Source organism: Stenotrophomonas sp. YJH_SMC_101-4 (assembly GCF_059370395.1).
The window spans coordinates 1-20,195 of the sequence record NZ_JCAFTP010000005.1; the positions used below are offsets into that span (position 1 = coordinate 1).

The window sequence follows — 20,195 nt, forward strand, 5'->3', positions numbered from 1 at the left end:
CTGTGGAACCACCCGATCCCATCCCGAACTCGGAAGTGAAACGCAGCTGCGCCGATGGTAGTGTGGCTCAAGCCATGCGAGAGTAGGTCATCGCCAGGGTTTACACCCAAAACCCCGCTGCTCACGCAGCGGGGTTTTTCTTTGACCGCCGCGAGCGGCGGCGCCAACCACGGTTGGCGACTACCGATAGCAGAGGGATCAGCGGTAGATCCACGCCATGCGTGGATGCTCCCCGCAAGGAACCAAGGCGCCAACCAAGGTTGGCCGCTACACACAGCAGGCCAGGGTTGGCACCCACCAATGGCGGAGCGCACAAAAAAACGGCGCCCCGTGGGGCGCCGCTCTGCTCTCAACGATGTTCAGTCGAGCATGGCCCGACTTACTTGGCCGGGGCCTTGTCCTTCATCATCGCGTCGCGAGCCGCCTTGAACGGGTTGCCCTCGTACCAGTTCGGCCAACGATCGCCACCGGCCAGTTCCTTGCCGACGCCGTACATCAGCTGCAGGTCTTCCACCGTACCGTCCAGCTTCCAGGTGGCCGCGTCGAACTCGTCCTTCGGGCCATGGTAGCGGTTGGCGCCGTAGTCCGCCGCGGCCTTGCGGCCCGCTTCCACGCCACCCTCGCGGAGGTCCTCGCCGCCATCGGCGTACAGGGCCGGCACACCGGCCTTGGCGAAGTTGAAGTGATCCGAGCGGAAGTAGAAGCCGCTCTGCACCGAGGTCTCACCATGCAGCGTGCGGTCCTGGGCCGCAGCCAGCGGCTTGAGGATGTCTTCCAGCTCCGAGCTGCCGAAGCCGGTGACGGTCACGTCCTTGGCACGGCCGGCTACCGACATCGCATCGATGTTGATCACACCGGCGATCTTGTCCAGCGGGAAGGTCGGATGGGAGACGTAGTACTTCGAACCCAGCAGGCCGGACTCTTCCAGAGTCACCGCAAGGAAGACCACCGAACGTTCCGGCTTCGGCTCCTGGTGGGCCATCGCTTCAGCCACCTCGAGGATGCCGGCCACGCCGGTCGCGTTGTCGACCGCACCGTTGTAGATGTTGTCGCCGGTTTCACCCTCGTGCTTGCCCAGGTGATCCCAGTGCGCCATGTACAGCACGGCTTCGTCGGCACGCTTGCTGCCCGGCAAAACGCCCACCACGTTGCGCGACTGCTTCTGCGCGATCTGGCTCTTCAGGTCGACCGCGGCGGTGGCCTTCAGCGGCACCGGCTTGAAGCCGCGCTTGCTCGCATCCTTGTAAGCCTGCGCCAGGTCCAGGCCGGCACCGGCAAACAGCGCCTTGGCGGCGTCGGCGCTCAGCCAGCCCTGCACCGGAATGCGGGCATCCGGGTCATCCTTCGCCGGCAGGTCGTACTGCGGCCCGGCCCAGGAGTTCTTCACCACGTCCCAGCCATAGGAGGCACCGGCAGTGTCGTGCACGATCAGCGCGGCAGCGGCGCCCTTGCGCGCTGCCTCCTCGAACTTGTAGGTCCAGCGGCCGTAGTAGGTCATGCGCTTGCCGTCGAACAGCTTCGCGTCATCGACATGGAAGCCCGGGTCGTTGACGAACATCACGACCGTCTTACCCTTCCAATCCTGGCCGGCATAGTCATTCCACTTCTGCTCCGGCGCATCGACGCCGTAGCCGACGAACACCAGGTCGCTGGCATCGACCTTCACCTCGGCCTGGCCGGTACGGGTACCCACCACCATGTCGGTGCCGAACTTCAGCTCGGTGGTCTTGCCGCCCTGGGTGATCTTCAGCACGGTCGACGCGTCGGCCGTGGTCTCGGTCATCGGCACATCCTGGAACCAGCTGTCACCGTTGCCGGGCTGCAGGCCGATGCGCTGCATCTGGTCGCGGATGTAGTTGACCGTCAGTTCCTCGCCCTTGCTGCCCGGGGCGCGGCCTTCGAATTCATCCGAAGCCAGCGTCTTGACCATCTCGGCGAAGTCGCCGGCGTTGATCTCGGGGGAGAACGCATGGGCCGCCGGCTTGGCAGCGGCGGTGTCGGTGGCCGGCGCGGGCGCCGGCGTGTCTTCGCCTTTGCAGGCACTGAGCGCGGCCGCAGCGGCCAGGCACAGGAGGAGTTTGCGGGGCATCGTCGATTCCTGGAAAACAAAGGGCGGCCGTACCTCGTGTACGACCGGTAACAGCGAGTATCACCGAACCGATGGGCGCGGTGTGCTCAGTCCGCCGGAGCGGTTTCGGTGTCGAACGGGATCGGCTCGGCGCCGGTGACCGGGCCGATGCGGGCCGTGCGGTGCACGTACAGCACCACCTCGCGCTCGAACTGCAACGGGCCGTCGACCACGGCATTCGGGCCGATGATCACGCGTGGCTTGCGGCTGGCGGTCAGCGAGACGCTGAAGTTCGGCTTGCGCACGTGCACACCGCCCTTGACCTGCGAACCGATGCCCACGGTGATGTCACCGTTGACGGTTTCCACGTCGTTGCCGACGCGGCTTTCGACCAGCCCGATGCCACCGTTCACGGTTTCAACGCCGCCTTCGATCTGGCTGCCGCGATCGCTGAAGATGCTGCCGTTGACGGTGCTGACGTTGCCATGGGCGATCACGTCGCGGCCCAGGCGCACACCGCCGTTGACCGTTTCGATCTTGCCGGTGCGCGCGCGATCGGCGACCTTCACCCCGCCGTTGACGGTGTCGATGCTGCCGGTCTCGACGCCTTCGCCGACGCGGATGCCGCCGTTGACGGTGTCCAGCTTGCCGTAGCGCTGGCCGGGTTCGGCGCTGATGCTGCCGTTGACCTTGCTGATGTTCTCCTGGGCGCAGACCGGTCCGGTGGCCAGCAGTACGCCCAACAGCAGCGGAATGGAGAGAGCTTTCATGGGGACCTCGATGGATGTGCGGCTGGCAGGCCGCGTGCGGAGATGTCACCATTCCCCGGTATCCCCCGCAACTGCCTGAAGTCACTGGAAAGCCCTTGCGCAACAACGTCTTCCCATCACGCCGACATCACATCGCCGCTGCCCGCGGCGGGCGCTGCCTGCTGTTGGGGCTGGCCTTGGCACTGGCGTTGCCGTTGCCGGGTGCCGCGCAGACCACGCGCGAGACCGAGCGCAAGCTGCAGAAACTGCGCAGTGAGCTGAAGGGCGTGGCGCAGGAGCGCCGGCAGATCGAAGGCCAGCGTGGCCAGGCCTCGCAGCAGCTGCGCGAGGCAGATGAGAAGGTGGCCCGCACCGGCCGTGCGCTTGCGCAGACGGAAACCGCGCTGCGCGAGCAGGGAAGGGCCCTGGCCGAGGCCGAACAACGCCGCAGCACGCTGCAGGCCAACCTCGCCCAGCAGCATCGCGAGCTGGCCGGCCTGCTGCGTGCGGCCTACCAGCTGGGCAACCACGCACCACTGAAGCTGCTGCTGTCGCAGGACACGGTGGCCGATGCCAATCGCGCCCTGGCCTACCATCGTTACCTGCAGCGCGAACGTGCGCAGCGCATCACCACGCTGACCGCCGACCTCAAGGAACTGGAAGCGCTGCAGGCGCAGATCGCCGAGCGCAAGCAGAAGCTGCAGGGTGCGCAGCAGGACCAGAAGCAGCAGGCCGCGGCCCTGGAAGCCGACCGTCGCGATCGCGCCAAGACCGTTGCCTCGCTGGACGAGCGCTTCAAGGACCAGCGCGAGAAGGAACAGGCGCTGGGCCAGGACGCCAAGGCGCTGGAAACACTGCTGGCCAATCTGCGCGCGGCCGCCGCCCGTGCCGAGGCCGAGCGTCGCGCGGCTGCGCGCCGTGCGGCTGCGGAGAAGGCCGCCGCCGAACGCGCGGCACGCCAGGCCGCGGCACAGGGACGGCCGCCGCCGCCCACCAAGGTTCCGCCGGCGGTGGCGTCTGCACCGGCCCCGAAGGTCGGGGGCCTGGGCTGGCCGTTGTCCGGCAACCTGCTGGCCCGCTATGGCGGCAAGCTGCCTGACGGGCGTACCAGCAGCGGCGTGCTGATCGGTGCACCGGCCGGCAGCACCGTCACTGCGGTGGCCGATGGTACCGTGGTGTTCTCCGACTGGATGACCGGTTACGGCATGATCCTGATCGTCGACCACGGCAACGGCTACATGAGCCTGTACGCCCACAACGACACCCTGCTCAAGGACGCCGGTGCACGCGTCAGCCGTGGCGATGCGGTGGCCAAGGTCGGCAATTCCGGCGGCCAAGGTGTCACCGCGCTGTACTTCGAGCTGCGTCGTGGCGGGCAACCGGTGAATCCGGACAGCTGGCTGCAGCGGCGCTGAATCCGGGCCCGCCGAATGCGGGCCGGATTCAACGGGAATTTAGCTGTGCTTCGCGCATAATCGGTGCATGTGCCTTGGGCACCATGCCACCGTCGACAGGAGTGATCCATGCGCGCAGCCCGTACCGCCACCCTCTTGCTGGCCCTGTTGCCAGCGCTGTCCTGGGCGCAGCAGACCGCGCCCGCCCCGAGCCAGGAAACCGGCGGGCAGGCAGCGAGCAGCGAGGAGGCGGTGACCTCGAAGGTGCCGCTGGAGGACATCCGCCGCTTCGTGGCCGTATACAACGCAGTGCGGGCCGCCTACGTCGATCCGGTCGATGACAAGAAGCTGATGCAGGCCGCGGTGCGTGGCCTGCTGCTCGACCTCGACCCGCACAGCACCTACTTCAACAAGGAAGACGCGCAGGCGTTCGACGAACAGGCCAGCGGCGCCTACGAAGGCATCGGCGTGGAGCTGCAGCAGCAGCCCGACAATGCCAGCATGAAGGTGATTTCGCCAATCGACGACACGCCGGCGGCGAAGGCCGGCATCCTCGCCGGTGACCTGATCATCGCCATCGACGGCAAGCCGATCAGCGCGATCGATGCCAGCGAACCGCTGCGCGGCCCGGCCGGCAGCAAGGTGGTGCTGACCATCGTGCGCGAAGGCAAGCCCAAACCCTTCGATGTCAGCCTCACTCGCCAGACCATCCGCGTGACCAGCGTGCGCAGCCGCCTGTTGGAACCGGGCTATGGCTACATCCGCCTGAGCACGTTCCAGGCCGACACCGGTTCGGACTTCCAGAAGCACGTGCAGCAGCTGCAGAAGCAGTCCGGTGGCCAGCTCAAGGGCCTGGTGCTGGATCTGCGCAGCAACCCGGGTGGCCTGCTGACCGCCGCCGTGCAGGTGGCCGACGACCTGCTCGACAAGGGCAACATCGTCAGTACCCGCGGCCGCATCAGCATCAGCGATGCACGCTTCGATGCGACCCCGGGCGATCTGTTGAAGGGCGCACCGGTGGTGGTGCTGGTCGACGCGGGTTCGGCCAGTGCCTCGGAAGTGCTGGCCGGCGCACTGCGCGACAACAAGCGCGCCCGCGTGGTCGGCAGCCGCACCTTCGGCAAGGGCTCGGTGCAGACCGTGCTGCCGCTGGACAACGGTGATTCGGTGAAGCTGACCACCGCGCGTTATTACACGCCCAGCGGCAAGTCGATCCAGGCCACCGGCATCGTGCCGGAGGTCGAACTGAAGCCTGCGGCGCGCCCGGAAGACGAGGCGCTGCCGGCCAGCCTGAGCGATTACAGCGAAGCGACCCTGCCGGGCCATCTGCGCGGTGACGACGAAGGCACCGAGGGCTACCACGCCGGCGCCGTACTGCCGGGCGATGGCCCGATCAACGACGCGCTGGCCGAGCTGAAGAATCCGGGTTCGGTGGCTGCACGGTTGAAGGCCGAAGCGGCGAAAGCGGATGCGGCGAAGGCCGCGAAGGCCGCAGCTGCGAAGCCGGAGGCGAAGGTAGAACCGAAGCCGGAAGCGAAGCCGGAAGCGAAGCCGGAAGCGAAGCCGGAAGCGAAGCCGGAAGCGAAGCCGGAAGCAAAGCCGGAAGCACCGGAAGCACCGGAAGCAAAGCCGGAAGCAAAGCCGGAAGCAAAGCCGGAAGCAAAGCCGGAAGCAAAGCCCGCACCGGCTCCGGCCAAGCCCTGATTCTGTAGCGTCGAGCCGTGCTCGACTGATCTACGAACGAGCGGGTGAGCGTGACGCCGGCCAGCGGCCGGCACCACCAGGGGTTCAGAAGCCGTGCCGCTTGCGCAGGCGGCGTGCGATCGCGGCGCGCACGTACACGCCGTACAGCAGGCCGAACAGGAAGCCACCGATGTGCGCCCACCAGGCCACCATGCCGAAGCTGGGGCCGATATGGGCGAACACCACCTGCAGCGCCGCCCAGACGCCGATCAGCAGGTAGGCCGGGGCGCGCACGAACTCCAGGAACAGGCCCAGCGGGATCACCACGCCCAGCCGGGCGCCCGGGAACAGGGCCAGATAGGCGCCGATGAGCGCTGACACCGCACCGCTGGCACCGATGATGATCTGGTCCGGGCTGCCCATGGTGTAGATGGCCACCAGATTGGACACCGCACCGCCGACCAGGAACAGCAGCAGCAGGCGCCACGGGCCCAGCACCCGTTCGGCGGGCAGGCCGAAGATCAGCAGGAACACCAGATTGCCCAGCAGGTGTGACCAGTCCGCGTGCAGGAACAGGGCGGTGAACAGGCGCAGCACGCTGCCGTCCTGCAGGGTCGCCCACCAGTCCAGCGGGTGGGTCAGGCCGGTGGACAGGGCGCCCCAGTCCAGCCAGAGGCTGCCCCGGGCGTCATCCGGACGCGAGATCGACCACAGGAACGCCAGCCACAGTGCCGCAAACAGCACGGGCGTGGCCCAGCGCAGGGCTGCCTTCTTGCGCGACGGGAGGGAGACGAACATGGGCACTAGCCTAGCGTGAGGGCGCTTACGGCGGGGATTGTCCTGTTCAGCTTTTGAGACGAAAAAAGCGCCTGCGCTGTTATTGTTTCATTAACAGCTCTGGGTAATACTCGCATACGGCGTCGTATGTCGGGAGGGGAATCCGGCGCGCTCCGAAGGGCCCCAGGGCCTGCCGGGCGCAGGCGCACTCAGAGCACCATCACCGCTTACCGGAGAGAGAGAACTACGATGCAAACCGCTTCCACCATTGCCCGACTGACCCTGCTGGCCGTCGGCGTTGCCGGTGCGCTGGCTGCCGCCGACGCCAACGCTGCCGCCTTCCAGCTGAAGGAAAACAGCGCCAAGGGCCTCGGCCGCGCGTTCGCCGGTTCCGGCAGCGCCGAGGGCGACGCCTCCATCATCGCCGTCAACCCGGCCGGCATGCGCCAGCTGGAAGGCACCATGATCCAGGGCGACCTCAGCGCCATCAGCTTCGGTGCCAAGTACAAGGGCACCGGCCGTACCGGCGTGAGCCAGCGGACCCCGAACGGCTTCCCGGCCCAGGGCGGCAACGGCGGCGACGCCGGCATGATCGCTCCGGTTCCGGCCGCCTACTTCCACATGCCGATCGGCGAACAGGCCCATTTCGGTGTGTCGCTGACCGCCCCGTTCGGCTTCAAGACCGAATACGACAACGGTTGGGTGGGTCGCTACAGCGGCCTGAAGACCGACCTGAAGGCCATCGACCTGGGCTTCGCCGCGTCGTATGACGTCAACCCGTACGTGTCCTTCGGCGCGTCGGTGTTCGTCGAGCACCTGACCATCGAACTGAGCAACGCCGTCGACTACGGCAGCATCCTGGCCGGTGCCGGCGTTCCGGGCTTCGCCCCGGGCAGCTCGGATGGCACCCTGAAGATCGAAGGCGACAACAATGCCGTGGGCTGGACCGTCGGTGGCCTGTTCTCGATCGACGAGAACACCCACATCGGCCTGAGCTACCGTTCCAAGGTCAAGCACAAGATCACCGGTGGTGATGCGACCTTCAGCGGCGCCGACCGCGCTCGTGCCCTGCTCACCAACTCGCCGAACACCCGCGGCTGGTTCATGGATACCAGCGGCCGTGCCACCGTCACCATGCCGGCCTCGGCCACCCTGAGCGTGACCCACAAGGTCAACGACCGCTGGACCGTGATGGGCGACGTGACCCGTACCGCCTGGTCGACCGCCTTTGACAGCGTCACCGTCGACTACGCTTCGCCGCAGCCGAATTCGGAGCTGAAGTTCGGCTACCGCGACACCACCTTCGTGTCGCTGGGCGCCGACTACAAGCTGAGCGATACCGTCACCCTGCGCGGTGGTGTTGCGCTGGACCAGACCCCGACCACCGACGCCCACCGCGACGTCCGCGTGCCGGACACCAGCCGCAAGTGGCTGTCGCTGGGCGTGGGCTGGACCCCGTCGGCGAACACCGAGTACAACCTGGGCTACACCCACCTGTTCACCAGCGACCCGAACGTGAACGTGCCGGCGACCACCGCCAACCAGGGCAACTCGCTGTCGGGCAAGTACAAGGTCCGTGGCGACGTGCTGGCCGCTTCGTTCCAGTACAAGTTCTGATTCGGGCCAACGCCTGACGCAGTACACGGAAGGCCCCGCGCAAGCGGGGCCTTCTTTTTGCGGAGCTGGTTTGGGGCATCCACGCATGGCGTGGATCCACGACAATAGGGCGATGAACCTGTCCGATCCGAATTTCCAGCTGGAGCTGGCCGCCAACATCGCCGTCGCCGGCTCGATCCTGCTGGCGGGCCGCAACAACGTGCACACCTGGTGGCTGGGCATCGTCGGCTGCGCGCTGTTCGCGGCGGTGTTCGAGCGCTCTCACCTGTATGCAGACATGGTGCTGCAGTTCTTCTTCATCGCCATCAGCGTGCTGGGCTGGTGGCAGTGGCTGCGCGGCGACCACGGTGCACCCCTGCCGATCACCTCATTGCGACCGCGTGCCTGGGCGTGGCTGGCACCACTGGCGGTGGTGGCGACCTTCGGCTACGGCTGGATGCTGACCCGCCTGACCAACGCCTACGCGCCCTACATCGATTCGGCGGTGCTGGTGCTGAGCGTGATCGCCCAGATCCTGATGATGCGGCGCAAGCTGGAATCGTGGTGGGTGTGGCTGCTGGTGAATACCGTCGCGGTGCCGCTGTACTACAGCCGTGGCCTGCATCTGACCTCGATCCTGTACGTGGGCTTCTGGATCAACGCACTGGTGGCGTTGCGCCACTGGCGCAATCTGATGCGGGTGTAGAGCCGAGAACGGGCTCGGCTCTACAGGAAAAAAAGCACAAAAAACCCCGCTTTCGCGGGGTTTCTCGTTTGCCGCATCAACCGGGCGATCAGTCGCCCAGGGTCAGCAGCGAAGCGTTGCCGCCTGCGGCGGTGGTGTTCACCGTCACCGTCTTCTCGGTGGCGAAACGCAGCAGGTAGTGCGGGCCGCCGGCCTTCGGACCGGTGCCGGACAGGCCCTGGCCGCCGAACGGCTGCACGCCGACCACCGCACCGATCTGGTTGCGGTTGACGTAGACGTTGCCGACGTGGACGCCGTTGCTGATGCGATCAACGGTTTCGTCGATGCGCGAATGCACGCCCAGGGTCAGGCCGTAGCCGGTGGCGTTGATCTGGTCGATCACCGCGTCGAGCTGGTCGCCCTTCCAGCGGATGACGTGCAGCACCGGACCGAACACTTCCTTCTGCAGCTGGCCCAGGTCCTTCAGTTCGTACGCGCGCGGTGCGAAGAAGGTGCCATTGGCGGCTTCGGCGGACAGCTCGGCGGCAGCGATCAGGCGCGCTTCGCGGTCCATGCGTTCGGCGTGGTCCTGCAGGATCTTCAGTGCATCGGCGTCGATCACCGGGCCGACGTCGGTGGACAGCAGGCCGGGGTTGCCGACCTTCAGCTCCTTCATCGCACCGGCCAGCATGGTCATCACCTTGTCGGCGATGTCGTCCTGCACGAACAGCACGCGCGCGGCCGAGCAGCGCTGGCCGGCGGAGGTGAAGGCCGAACCGATCGCGTCCTTGACCAGCTGTTCCGGCAGCGCCGAGGAATCGGCGATGAAGGCATTCTGGCCGCCGGTCTCGGCAATCAGCACACCGATGGCGGCGTCACGTGCGGCCATCGCGCGGTTGATCGCACGGGCGGTGTCGGTGGAACCGGTGAAGGCCACGCCGGCCACGCGCGGGTCGGCGGTCAGCGCGGCACCGACGGTGGCACCGTCGCCCGGCAGGAACTGCACCACCTCGGCCGGCACGCCGGCGTCGTGCAGCAGCTTCACCGCGTAGTAGCCGATCAGGTTGGTCTGCTCGGCCGGCTTGGCGATCACGCTGTTGCCAGCGGCGAGTGCAGCGGCCACCTGGCCCAGGAAGATCGCCAGCGGGAAGTTCCACGGGCTGATGCAGACGAACACGCCGCGGCCGTGCAGCTGCAGCTCGTTGGATTCACCGGTCGGGCTCGGCAGCTTCTCGGCGTGGCTGAACTGCTCGCGTGCCTGCTTGGCGTAGTAGCGCAGGAAATCCACCGCTTCGCGCACTTCGGCGATGCTGTCGGGCAGGCTCTTGCCGGCTTCCTTCACGCACAGCGCCATGAACTCCGGCATGCGCGCTTCCAGCTGGTCGGCGGCGTGCTCGAGGATGGCGGCGCGGCTGGCGGCCGGGGTGCGGTTCCAGGCCGGCTGCGCGGCCACGGCATTGGCCAGGGCCTTCTGCACGGTGGCAGCGTCGGCGGCCAGCCACTGGCCGACCACTTCGCGGGTGTCGGCCGGGTTGGTCACCGGCAGCGCGGCGCCGGCCGGGTTCGCACCCGGTACCAGCGGCGCGGCCTGCCAGGGCTTCACAGCCGCGTTGATCTGCTCGGCCAGGGCGCGCAGTTCGTTGTCGTTGGCGAGATTGGCGCCCATGGAGTTCTTCCTGTCGTGGTTCTGGCTGCGCAGCAGGTCAACCGGCAGCGGGATCTTGGGATGCGGAATCGATTCGAACGAGGACACCATCTCGACCGGATCGCGGATCAGGTCGGCGATCGGCACGCGCTCGTCGGTGATGCGGTTGACGAAGCTGGAGTTGGCGCCGTTTTCCAGCAGGCGGCGCACCAGGTACGGCAGCAGGTCTTCATGTGAACCGACCGGGGCGTACACGCGGCAGGGCAGGTTCAAGCGATCGGCCGGCACCACTTCGGCGTACAGATCGTCACCCATGCCGTGCAGCTTCTGGTGCTCGTACACGCCGCCATTGGCGATGCTGCGCACTGCGGCGATGGTGTGCGCGTTGTGCGTGGCGAACATCGGGTAGATCGCATCGGCATGCGTGAACAGGCGCTTTGCGCAGGCCAGGTAGGACACGTCGGTGTTCTGCTTGCGGGTGAACACCGGGTAGCCCGGATAGCCTTCGATCTGCGCGCGCTTGATCTCGGCGTCCCAGTAGGCGCCCTTGACCAGGCGTACCTGCAGGCGGCGACCGGCGCGGCGTGCCATGTCGGCCAGGTGGTCGATCGTGTACGGCGTGCGCTTCTGGTAGGCCTGCACGACCACGCCGAAACCATCCCAGCCGGACAGCGAGGCATCGGAGAAGACCTGCTCGATGATGTCCAGCGACAGTTCCAGGCGGTCGGACTCTTCGGCGTCGACGGTGCAGCCGATGCCGTAGCTCTTGGCCAGCTGTGCCAGTTCCAGCACGCCCGGCACCAGGTCCTTCAGTACGCGCTCGCGCTTGGCGTGCTCGTAGCGCGGGTACAGCGCCGACAGTTTGATCGAGATGCCCGGGGCGTTGTTGACGTCGCCGTCCGGACGGCCGCCGCGTGCCTTGTGATCGCCGCCGATGGCGTGGATCGCACGACGGTAGTCTTCCAGGTAGCGCAGCGCGTCCTTCATGGTCAGCGCGCCTTCGCCCAGCATGTCGAAGGAGTAGCGGTAGTTCGCGTTGTCGCCCTTGTGCGAGCGCGACAGCGCTTCGCTGATGGTACGGCCCATGACGAACTGGTGGCCCATGATCTTCATCGCCTGGCGCACGGCCAGGCGCACCACCGGCTCACCCACGCGGCCGACCAGGCGCTTGAACGCGCTGGGCGCATCGGCGCGGGTGGCATCGTTCATCTGCACCAGCTTGCCGGTCAGCATCAGGCCCCAGGTGGAGGCGTTGACCAGCACCGAGTCGCTGCCGCCCAGGTGCTTTTCCCAGTCGGCATCGGCCAGCTTGTCGCGGATCAGCTTGTCGGCGGTGTCCTGGTCCGGAATGCGCAGCAGCGCCTCGGCCACGCACATCAGCAGCACGCCTTCCTCGCTGCCCAGGTCGTACTGGCGCATGAAGGCTTCGATGGCGCCCTGGTCCTTGGCACGCACGCGCACGCGGCCGACCAGGTCGGCGGCCAGCGCCTGCACCCTGGCCTGTTCCTCGGCGGGCAGGCGGGCCTGCGCCAGCAGCTCGCGCACATGGCTGGCCTCGTCCTTCAACCAGGCATCGGTGATGGCCTGGCGGAACGGGTTGGGGGGCGCCGGCAGTTCCGGCGACAGCAGCGCGCCGGGACGCGGAGCGTCGTGGGCGGCAGGGGAGGAGGAAGGTGCGTTCATGCCGGTCCGGCCAGTGGAAAACTTGGCGATTTTAATCATTTTTGCGGGTTCCGGAAGTGCCCCGCAGCCACCTTGATGAAGTGCTGATAGCCCCTAGCTGCGGTGGATTCAGCGTGTTCAGCAAGCTCGGAAGAATTTGTGCTGAATTCGTCATTTGTGTCGCCGACCTCATGCTGTGTTGCAGCATGGGAAAAAGTGTGAATGCACCCTTGCTACCGGCGAGAGGGCGGGGCTACCATCGAGACGTTTCCCGCGGCAGGAACGCGGTTGCGACATGATCGAGGTGCTTCCAGCTCCGGATGGGTCAGGTACGCAGCTGCGGCTGCGTCCCCCACGGGCGCTCGATGCCCGGCAGTTCGTCCTGTTGTTCACCGTGTTGTCGGGTGCGATGTGGCTGGTGTCCGCCCTCGGGTGGTTGGCCGGCAATGCATTCGCCCCCCTGTTCGCGCTGCTGTACAGCCTGGTGCTGGCGGCGGCGCTGCGTGCCTTGTGGCGCAGCGGAGAACGGCAGGAGGAGATCCGGGTAGTGCCGGCGTACGTGGAGGTCATTCCCGTACCCGGTGGATCGCCGGTGTTCCGGGCCCACCCCCACTGGGTGCGCCTGCTCACCGACGATGAGAGGGTCCGGCTGGCATCCAGCGGCCGGCAGGTGGAGGTGGGGAGTTTCCTCGCGCCGGCCGAACGTCAGACGCTTGCAGAGACACTTGAAAGCTTGCTCGCCGCCAGCGATGGCGGCAACCGACGACGCTAAGGGTCTAGGCAATGAAGCAAAGCAGCAGGTGGGGCACGAAGTGCGTGAACGCGGTTGCCGCAGTGCTGGCGACCGGGGGACTGATGCCGGCGTTGGCCTGGGCCCAGGCGGCCGATCCCAAGCCGTGGCAGCTGAACATGGGCAAGGGGGTGACCCAGACCTCGCGCCTGGCCTGGGAATCGAACAACCTGTCGTTGATCATCTGCACGGTGATCGGCGTCATCGTGTTCGGGGCGATGGCCTACGCCATGTTCAAGTTCCGCAAATCCAAGGGCGCGGTCGCCGCCACCTTCAGCCACAACACCAAGGCCGAGGTGATCTGGACGGTGATCCCGGTGATCATCCTGATCGTGATGGCCTGGCCGGCCACGGCCAACCTGATCAAGATGTACGACACCCGCGATGCCGAGATGACGGTGAAGGTCACCGGCTACCAGTGGATGTGGAAGTACGAATACCTCGGCGAGAACGTCACCTTCACCAGCCGGCTGGACCGCGAGTCCGACCGTGTGCGGCAGAGCGGCGTCGTGCCGACCCGCGAGAGCCATCCGCACTACCTGCTGGATGTCGACAACCGCCTGGTGCTGCCGGTCGATACCAAGGTGCGTTTCGTCATCACCTCCGACGATGTGATCCACGCCTGGTGGGTACCGGCGCTGGGCTGGAAGCAGGACGCCATCCCCGGCTTCATCAACGAAGCCTGGACCAGCATCGAGCAGCCCGGCGTGTACCGCGGGCAGTGCGCAGAGCTGTGCGGCAAGGACCACGGCTTCATGCCGATCGTGGTCGAGGCGGTGTCCAAGGAAGACTTCAAGCAGTGGCTGGCGCAGCGCAAGCCTGCGGCGCCTGCCACGCCGGCGGCACCTGCGGCACCGGCCGAACCGACTGCACCGGCGGGCGAAGCACCGGCTGCGCCTGCTGCTGCAGAAGCGGGCAGCGCACCTGCCACCGCAGCCAGCGGCGCGTGATGTAAAGCCCGCGGCCGCTCGCGGCCGTGGTGACAACCGATTCTGAGAGGTGTTTTGCAATGGCGCACTCGGCAGTTGGGCACGACGATCACCATCACCACCAGAGCTTCTTCGAGCGTTGGTTCTTCTCGACCAACCACAAGGACATCGGCACGCTGTACCTCGGTTTCAGCTTCATCATGTTCATCATCGGTGCGGCGATGAGCGTGGTGATCCGCGCCGAGCTGGCGCAGCCGGGCCTGCAGTTCGTCAAGCCCGAGTTCTTCAACCAGATGACCACCGTGCATGCGCTGGTGATGATCTTCGGTGGCGTGATGCCGGCCTTCGTGGGCCTGGCCAACTGGATGATCCCGCTGCAGATCGGCGCGCCGGACATGGCGCTGCCGCGCATGAACAACTGGTCGTTCTGGCTGCTGCCGGTGGCCTTCAGCCTGCTGCTGCTGACCCTGTTCCTGCCCGGTGGTGCACCGGCCGGTGGCTGGACGCTGTACCCGCCGCTGTCGCTGCAGGGTGGCTACAACGTCGCCTTCAGCGTGTTCGCCATCCACGTGGCCGGCATCAGTTCGATCATGGGCGCGATCAACATCATCGCCACCGTGCTCAACATGCGTGCGCCGGGCATCGACCTGCTGAAGATGCCGATCTTCTGCTGGGCCTGGCTGATCACCGCCTTCCTGCTGATTGCGGTGATGCCGGTGCTGGCCGGTGCGGTGACCATGCTGCTGACCGACAAGTTCTTCGGCACCAGCTTCTTCAATGCCGCCGGTGGCGGTGACCCGGTGATGTACCAGCACATCTTCTGGTTCTTCGGGCACCCCGAGGTCTACATCATGATCCTGCCCGCCTTCGGCGTGGTCAGCGAGATCATCCCGACCTTCAGCCGCAAGCCGCTGTTCGGCTACCAGGCGATGGTGTACGCCACCGCCGCGATCGCGTTCCTGTCGTTCATCGTCTGGGCCCACCACATGTTCACCGTGGGCATGCCGCTGGGTGGCGAGATCTACTTCATGTTCGCCACCATGCTGATCTCGATCCCGACCGGCGTGAAGGTGTTCAACTGGGTCAGCACCATGTGGCGCGGCTCGCTGACGTTCGAAGCGCCGATGCTGTGGTCGGTGGCCTTCGTCATCCTGTTCACCATCGGCGGCTTCTCCGGCCTGATGCTGGCGATCGTTGCCGCCGACTTCCAGTATCACGACACCTACTTCGTGGTCGCCCACTTCCACTACGTGCTGGTGACCGGCGCGGTGTTCGCGCTGATTGCCGCGGTGTACTACTGGTGGCCGAAGTGGACCGGGCGCATGTACAGCGAGAAGTGGGCCAAGGTGCACTTCTGGTGGTCGATCGTGTTCGTCAACCTGCTGTTCTTCCCGCAGCACTTCCTCGGCCTGGCCGGCATGCCGCGCCGTATTCCCGATTACAGCGTGGCCTTCGCCGACTGGAACCTGATCAGCTCGATCGGTGCGTTCGGCATGTTCGTCACGCCGTTCATGATGGCCGCGATCCTGCTGTCCTCGCTGCGCAATGGCGAGAAGGCCGAGGCGCGTTCCTGGGAAGGCGCACGTGGGCTGGAGTGGACGCTGCCATCGCCGGCACCGGCGCACACCTTCACCACGCCGCCGACCATCCGTCCGGGGGATCTGGCGCATGACGACATCACGCACTGAGGTGGGGCATGCATAACGAGAGCCCGCTGCAGATCTGTAGAGTCGAGCCATGCTCGGCTGACGCCTTGGGTAGAGTCGAGCCATGCCCGACTGACGAAAAGCAGCCGAGCATGGCTCGGCTCTACAACAGCCCGGGCGACGCCCCGGAAAACGGCATCGAACTGCAACGCCAGCGTGCCAGGCGCACGGCGATGTGGGTCGGCGTCATCGCCGTGCTGGTCTACGTCGGCTTCATCCTCAGTGGGGTGATCGGCCGATGAGCGACGCACCGGCCACCGCGACCTCACGCAGTGCCGGGCTGCCGCGCCTGATCGGCGTGGCGGTGGCGGTGTTCCTGCTGACGTTCTCGCTGGTGCCGCTGTACCGCATCGCCTGCGAGAAGGTGTTCGGTGTGCGCCTGGAGCGCGGCCCCGGCAGCGAAGCCAGTGCGGGTGCGGCGTCCGGCAAGCGCACCGTACGGGTGGAGTTCGATGGCGGCGTCAACTCGCGCCTGCCGTGGTCGTTCCACCCCGAGCAGCTGACCATGGACGTGGTGCCCGGCGAACTCAACGAAGCGTTGTACTTCGCACGCAACGACAGCCAGCAGGCGGTGGTGGGCAGTGCGGTGCCTTCGGTGGCACCGGCGCGTGCCTCGGGCTTCTTCAGCAAGACCGAATGTTTCTGTTTCACCGCGCAGACGCTGCAGGCTGGCGAGAAGCGCGACATGCCGGTGCGCTTCATCGTCGATCCGGACCTGCCGCCGGAGATCAGGACGATCACCTTGTCCTACACCTTCTACCGCAACGACGCGCTGTCCGATCGGCTGGCCCCGGCCGCCACCTCGGAAGGCGCGCACGCCGCACCCTGACCCGGATACCGACATGGCCCAGACACCGACCGACGCCAACGTGTACTTCGTCCCGGCCCAGAGCAAATGGCCGTTCGTGGGTTCCATCGCGATGATGGTGACCATGGTGGGCGTGGCCAGCTGGCTCAACGATGCCAGCTGGGGACGCTGGACGTTCTACATCGGCATCGCGATGCTGGTGCTGACCCTGTTCTGGTGGTTCAGCGACGTGGTGCGCGAGTCGCAGGCCGGCAACTACAACCACCAGGTCGATGGTTCGTTCCGGATGGGGATGATCTGGTTCATCTTCTCCGAGGTGATGTTCTTCGGCGCCTTCTTCGGCGCGCTGTTCTACACCCGCAACCTGGGCCTGTCGTGGCTCAGCGGCGAAGGCCGCGGGGTGATGACCAACGAACTGCTCTGGCAGGGCTATTCGGCAGGATGGCCGACCAATGGCCCGGCGGCGATCGGCGGTGCGTTCCAGACCATCCCGGCCTGGGGCCTGCCGCTGATCAACACGCTGATCCTGCTCACCTCCGGCGTGACCCTGACCATCGCCCACCATGCACTGAAGGCCGGCAACCGCCGCCAGCTGCTGATCTGGCTGGGCCTGACCGTGGTGCTCGGCCTCGGCTTCCTGACCCTGCAGGCGGAGGAGTACATCCACGCCTACAAGGAACTGAACCTGACGCTCGGCTCGGGTATCTACGGTTCGACGTTCTTCATGCTGACCGGCTTCCACGGCGCCCACGTGCTGCTGGGCACGATCATGCTGATCGTGATGTGGCTGCGTTCGGCCAAGGGACACTTCACCCGCGACAACCATTTCGGTTTCGAAGCCGCCGCATGGTACTGGCACTTCGTCGACGTGGTGTGGCTGATGCTCTTCATGTTCGTCTACGTGCTTTGACCGCGCACGCATCGGTGGCCTCAGCCGCCGATGCCGTGCGGTTTGATCCAGCCCATGTAGATGCTCACGATCACCAGTACGATCAAGGCCACCGACACCCCGATGCGGCGTGTCAGTGCGTTGACCGTGCGCTTGGTCTGGCCGCGGTCGACCAGCAGGTAATACAGGCCGGCGCCCAGATTCCAGACAATGACGATCAGAAACGCGATTACCAGCAGGGTCTTCAGCGAATCACTCATGCGCGGCTCGAGGGCAGGGTGGATGGGCCTATCTGACCGCGTTTGCGCGGACTTGTCATGATGCGCCAGCACACGCGCGTGCTCGGATGGCTGCTGGCCGTGCTGGCAATGGCCGGTTTCACCGCATTGGGGCTGTGGCAGCTGCAGCGCATGCATGCCAAACAGGCAATGTTGGATGCACAGGGTCCAGCCGCAGCGCAGGTACTGTCGTTGGCGCAGGCGCTGGCAGCGCCCGGTGCGTTGCATGGCGTGGCCGACCACGGTCGCTTCCTTCCCGGCCTGGTGCTGCTGGACAATCAGACCCGGCACGGCCGCGCGGGCGTGAAGATCTACCGCCCGTTCCGCAGTGACGAGGGCAGCGTGCTGCTGGTCGATCTGGGATGGCGCGCGCTGCCGCCGGATCGCACCCTGCCGGATGTGCCGGCACCCCCTTCTCCGGTGGCCGTACGTGGGTTGCTGGCGCCGCCGCCGTCGGCCGGATTGGCACTCGGTCCCGCATTCTCCGCCACGGGGGAAGCGGGCCGCTGGCTGGCCAGCCGATTGCCGGCCGAAGGCCTGGCCCGCGCGCTGGGGGTGCAGTCACTTCCCGATCGTGTACTGCGCCTGGACCCGGCGCTGCCCTTCGGCGACGAACGTGATCTGGACCTGTTGCCGAACACGCTGCCACCGCAGCGTCACCTGGGCTACGCCGTGCAGTGGTTCGGCCTGGGCCTGACCGTGCTCGTCGTTGCGCTGGTGTTGGAGTGGCGCAGGAGGCGCGCCGTGGCACGACCGGCATCCCGTACCCAACCATGAGAAAATGCCCCGCATGAACACTGCTACGTCCCCGCAGGCGCGCGGCTCCGGCCGCCGGACCCTGGTACTGCTGTTTGCCGTGTTCTTCGGGGCGATGGCGCTGGCCGCCGTGCTGCGCTTCTCCGGCTGGCAGCCCACCGGGCACCGCAATGCCGGCCAGCTGCTGAAGCCGCCGGTGGATCTGCGCCAGCAGAGCCCGACCCTGGCCACTGGCCAAGCCTACCCGTGGAACCCGGAGGCCCGGACCTGGCGCCTGCTGGTGGCGCCGGCCGGAGTCTGCGACGCGCAGTGCGTCACTTTGTCGCAGGGACTGGGCAAGGTGTGGCAGCTGTTCGGCCATAACGCCGATAATGTCGAAATCCTGTGGCTGGGAACGCCACCGGCGTCGATCGCCTCGCTGCCCGCGCTGCGGCCGCTGGCTCCGTCGCCAGCACTGCGCGCGGCGCTGCCTGGCGTCGATGATCCGGCGGGATTGCCGGTCTACGTGATCGATCCGAACGGCTTCGTGATCATGCGTCATGCCCCGGGCACCGACCTGGGTGGCCTGCGCAAGGACATGGCCACGTTGCTGAAACTGAAGTGAGTCCCGTTTGATGAGCCTTTCCGCGCGTCCGGCGCTGCACCGCAATTTCCACCGCCTGGCGTGGTTCGCCATGATCATGACCGCGAGCACGATCATGTTCGGTGCCTTCGTGCGCCTGTCCGATGCCGGCCTGAGCTGCCCGGACTGGCCCACCTGCTATGGCCAGGCCACCTGGCCGCAGCACGTGGAAGAGACCATCGGCCACCCCGCGGCGGAGATCCGCCCGCTGGAAACCCACAAGGCCTGGCGTGAGCAGGTGCATCGCTTCCTGGCCGGCGCGCTGGGCATCGAGATCCTGACCCTGGCGCTGCTGGCCACGCGCAAGCGGCGATTCGGAAGCACGGCGGTGGTGACCGCCTGCGTACTGGTGGCCGCCGGCATACCGCTGTACATGATGGGCTGGCACGGCACCGCCAGCGCCTTGGCCCTGATAGGCGAGGCGATCCTGCTGATCGCGGCGCTGCGCTGGAGCAACATCGACCTGGCGCGCGCTGCCCTGCTGACCCTGGCGGTGGTGATCTTCCAGGCCCTGCTGGGCATGTGGACGGTGACCCTGCTGCTGAAACCCATCGTGGTGATGGGCCACCTGCTGGGCGGCATGCTGATGTTCGCGCTGCTGGTGTGGATGGCCTGGCGCGCAACGCACATGCCGATCACCCTGGCCGAAGCACCGAAGCTGAAGTGGATGCTGCGCATCGGTGTGGCGGTGCTGGTCACCCAGATCGCACTGGGGGGCTGGGTCAGTGCCAACTACGCGGCGCTGGCCTGCGGCGGCGGAAGCGCCTCGCTGGACAACTTCCCGCGCTGCGCCAACCAGTGGTGGCCGCAGCACAACTTCGTCGAAGGCTTCACCCTGTGGCGTGGCATCGGCGTGGACTACGAAGGCGGCGTGCTGGATGGCGCCTCGCGTATCGCCATCCAGATGGCGCACCGCCTGTTCGCGGTGGTGGTGGCGGTCTACCTGCTGTGGCTGGGCGTACGCCTGTTCCGCCTGCCGAGCATGCGTGGCTGGGCCAGTGCGCTGATCGCGCTGCTGGTGCTGCAGGTCACCCTCGGCATCCTCAATGTGAAGCTGGCGCTGCCGCTGGAAGTGGCGGTGGCCCACAACGGCGTGGCCGTTGCCCTGTTGTTCGTGCTGGTCAGCCTGCTGGCCCGCCTGCGTGCCCCGGACTGATT

General features: G+C 66.7%; 18 protein-coding genes and 1 rRNA gene. 14 read left to right on the forward strand and 5 right to left on the reverse strand.

What is annotated here, in order from left to right; translation table 11 throughout:
- Positions 1–99, forward strand: a 5S ribosomal RNA gene (rrf, locus tag AC5P8D_RS16540); the annotation flags it as partial.
- Between the two features lie 280 nt (positions 100–379).
- Here the strand turns inward: rrf and AC5P8D_RS16545 are convergent.
- Entirely contained in the window at positions 380–2,089 is a 1,710-nt protein-coding gene (locus AC5P8D_RS16545) for a M28 family metallopeptidase (protein ID WP_317613867.1), read from the reverse strand.
- An 86-nt stretch (positions 2,090–2,175) separates the two neighbouring features.
- Positions 2,176–2,838: a DUF4097 family beta strand repeat-containing protein gene (locus AC5P8D_RS16550; RefSeq protein WP_019338882.1), complete on the reverse strand. Its 663-nt coding sequence runs from the start codon at positions 2,836–2,838 to the stop codon at positions 2,176–2,178.
- 95 nt (positions 2,839–2,933) lie between these two features.
- Between AC5P8D_RS16550 and AC5P8D_RS16555 the strand changes: the two genes are divergently transcribed.
- On the forward strand, positions 2,934–4,232 hold the full coding sequence (locus tag AC5P8D_RS16555) for a murein hydrolase activator EnvC family protein (RefSeq protein ID WP_197654676.1): 1,299 nt from the start codon (positions 2,934–2,936) through the stop codon (positions 4,230–4,232).
- Between the two features lie 108 nt (positions 4,233–4,340).
- Positions 4,341–5,915: a S41 family peptidase gene (locus AC5P8D_RS16560; protein ID WP_495203502.1), complete on the forward strand. Its 1,575-nt coding sequence runs from the start codon at positions 4,341–4,343 to the stop codon at positions 5,913–5,915.
- Between the two features lie 84 nt (positions 5,916–5,999).
- Here AC5P8D_RS16560 and AC5P8D_RS16565 read toward each other — a convergent pair whose 3' ends face one another.
- On the reverse strand, positions 6,000–6,692 hold the full coding sequence (locus tag AC5P8D_RS16565; RefSeq protein ID WP_010484241.1) for a rhomboid family intramembrane serine protease: 693 nt from the start codon (positions 6,690–6,692) through the stop codon (positions 6,000–6,002).
- A 228-nt stretch (positions 6,693–6,920) separates the two neighbouring features.
- Between AC5P8D_RS16565 and AC5P8D_RS16570 the strand changes: the two genes are divergently transcribed.
- Both AC5P8D_RS16570 and pnuC read left to right on the forward strand, forming a co-directional pair.
- On the forward strand, positions 6,921–8,288 hold the full coding sequence (locus AC5P8D_RS16570) for an outer membrane protein transport protein (protein WP_171953720.1): 1,368 nt from the start codon (positions 6,921–6,923) through the stop codon (positions 8,286–8,288).
- A gap of 112 nt (positions 8,289–8,400) precedes the next feature.
- On the forward strand, positions 8,401–8,973 hold the full coding sequence (gene pnuC / locus AC5P8D_RS16575; protein WP_019338979.1) for a nicotinamide riboside transporter PnuC: 573 nt from the start codon (positions 8,401–8,403) through the stop codon (positions 8,971–8,973).
- A gap of 88 nt (positions 8,974–9,061) precedes the next feature.
- Here the strand turns inward: pnuC and putA are convergent, their stop codons facing one another.
- A complete protein-coding gene (gene putA, locus AC5P8D_RS16580; RefSeq protein WP_019338980.1) occupies positions 9,062–12,280 on the reverse strand; it encodes a bifunctional proline dehydrogenase/L-glutamate gamma-semialdehyde dehydrogenase PutA in 3,219 nt (1,072 codons plus the stop codon).
- 274 nt (positions 12,281–12,554) lie between these two features.
- On the opposite strand from putA, the gene AC5P8D_RS16585 reads away from it, so the two are divergent.
- The 6 genes from AC5P8D_RS16585 to AC5P8D_RS16610 are packed head-to-tail and all read left to right on the forward strand — an operon-like array spanning position 12,555 to position 17,402.
- Positions 12,555–13,031, forward strand: coding sequence for a DUF2244 domain-containing protein (locus tag AC5P8D_RS16585; protein WP_004153894.1), 477 nt, complete (start codon positions 12,555–12,557; stop codon positions 13,029–13,031).
- An 11-nt stretch (positions 13,032–13,042) separates the two neighbouring features.
- A complete protein-coding gene (gene coxB / locus AC5P8D_RS16590) occupies positions 13,043–13,999 on the forward strand; it encodes a cytochrome c oxidase subunit II (RefSeq protein WP_029379934.1) in 957 nt (318 codons plus the stop codon).
- A gap of 59 nt (positions 14,000–14,058) precedes the next feature.
- Positions 14,059–15,666 carry a cytochrome c oxidase subunit I gene (ctaD, locus tag AC5P8D_RS16595; protein ID WP_005407790.1) on the forward strand — a complete coding sequence of 536 codons (1,608 nt, stop codon included), beginning with the start codon at positions 14,059–14,061 and terminating at the stop codon, positions 15,664–15,666.
- Positions 15,667–15,674: 8 nt separating this feature from the next.
- The gene (locus AC5P8D_RS16600) at positions 15,675–15,926 is read left to right on the forward strand and encodes a hypothetical protein (RefSeq protein ID WP_414614860.1); all 252 of its coding nucleotides are present in this window, start codon (positions 15,675–15,677) and stop codon (positions 15,924–15,926) included.
- Positions 15,923–16,513, forward strand: coding sequence for a cytochrome c oxidase assembly protein (locus AC5P8D_RS16605; RefSeq protein WP_019336368.1), 591 nt, complete (start codon positions 15,923–15,925; stop codon positions 16,511–16,513). The genes AC5P8D_RS16600 and AC5P8D_RS16605 overlap by 4 nt, the downstream gene beginning before the upstream one ends.
- Before the next feature lie 13 nt (positions 16,514–16,526).
- Complete coding sequence (locus AC5P8D_RS16610) at positions 16,527–17,402, forward strand: cytochrome c oxidase subunit 3 (protein WP_005412024.1); 876 nt, start codon at positions 16,527–16,529, stop codon at positions 17,400–17,402.
- A gap of 20 nt (positions 17,403–17,422) precedes the next feature.
- Here AC5P8D_RS16610 and AC5P8D_RS16615 read toward each other — a convergent pair whose 3' ends face one another.
- Positions 17,423–17,641 carry a twin transmembrane helix small protein gene (locus AC5P8D_RS16615; protein ID WP_010484233.1) on the reverse strand — a complete coding sequence of 73 codons (219 nt, stop codon included), beginning with the start codon at positions 17,639–17,641 and terminating at the stop codon, positions 17,423–17,425.
- Between the two features lie 57 nt (positions 17,642–17,698).
- Here AC5P8D_RS16615 and AC5P8D_RS16620 point away from each other — a divergent pair, with 57 nt between their 5' ends.
- The 3 genes from AC5P8D_RS16620 to AC5P8D_RS16630 are packed head-to-tail and all read left to right on the forward strand — an operon-like array spanning position 17,699 to position 20,193.
- The gene (locus AC5P8D_RS16620; RefSeq protein WP_414614859.1) at positions 17,699–18,436 is read left to right on the forward strand and encodes an SURF1 family protein; all 738 of its coding nucleotides are present in this window, start codon (positions 17,699–17,701) and stop codon (positions 18,434–18,436) included.
- A gap of 13 nt (positions 18,437–18,449) precedes the next feature.
- A complete protein-coding gene (locus tag AC5P8D_RS16625) occupies positions 18,450–19,019 on the forward strand; it encodes a redox-active disulfide-containing membrane protein (protein WP_197579468.1) in 570 nt (189 codons plus the stop codon).
- 10 nt (positions 19,020–19,029) lie between these two features.
- Positions 19,030–20,193, forward strand: coding sequence for a COX15/CtaA family protein (locus tag AC5P8D_RS16630; protein WP_019336365.1), 1,164 nt, complete (start codon positions 19,030–19,032; stop codon positions 20,191–20,193).
- Positions 20,194–20,195 lie beyond the last annotated feature (2 nt).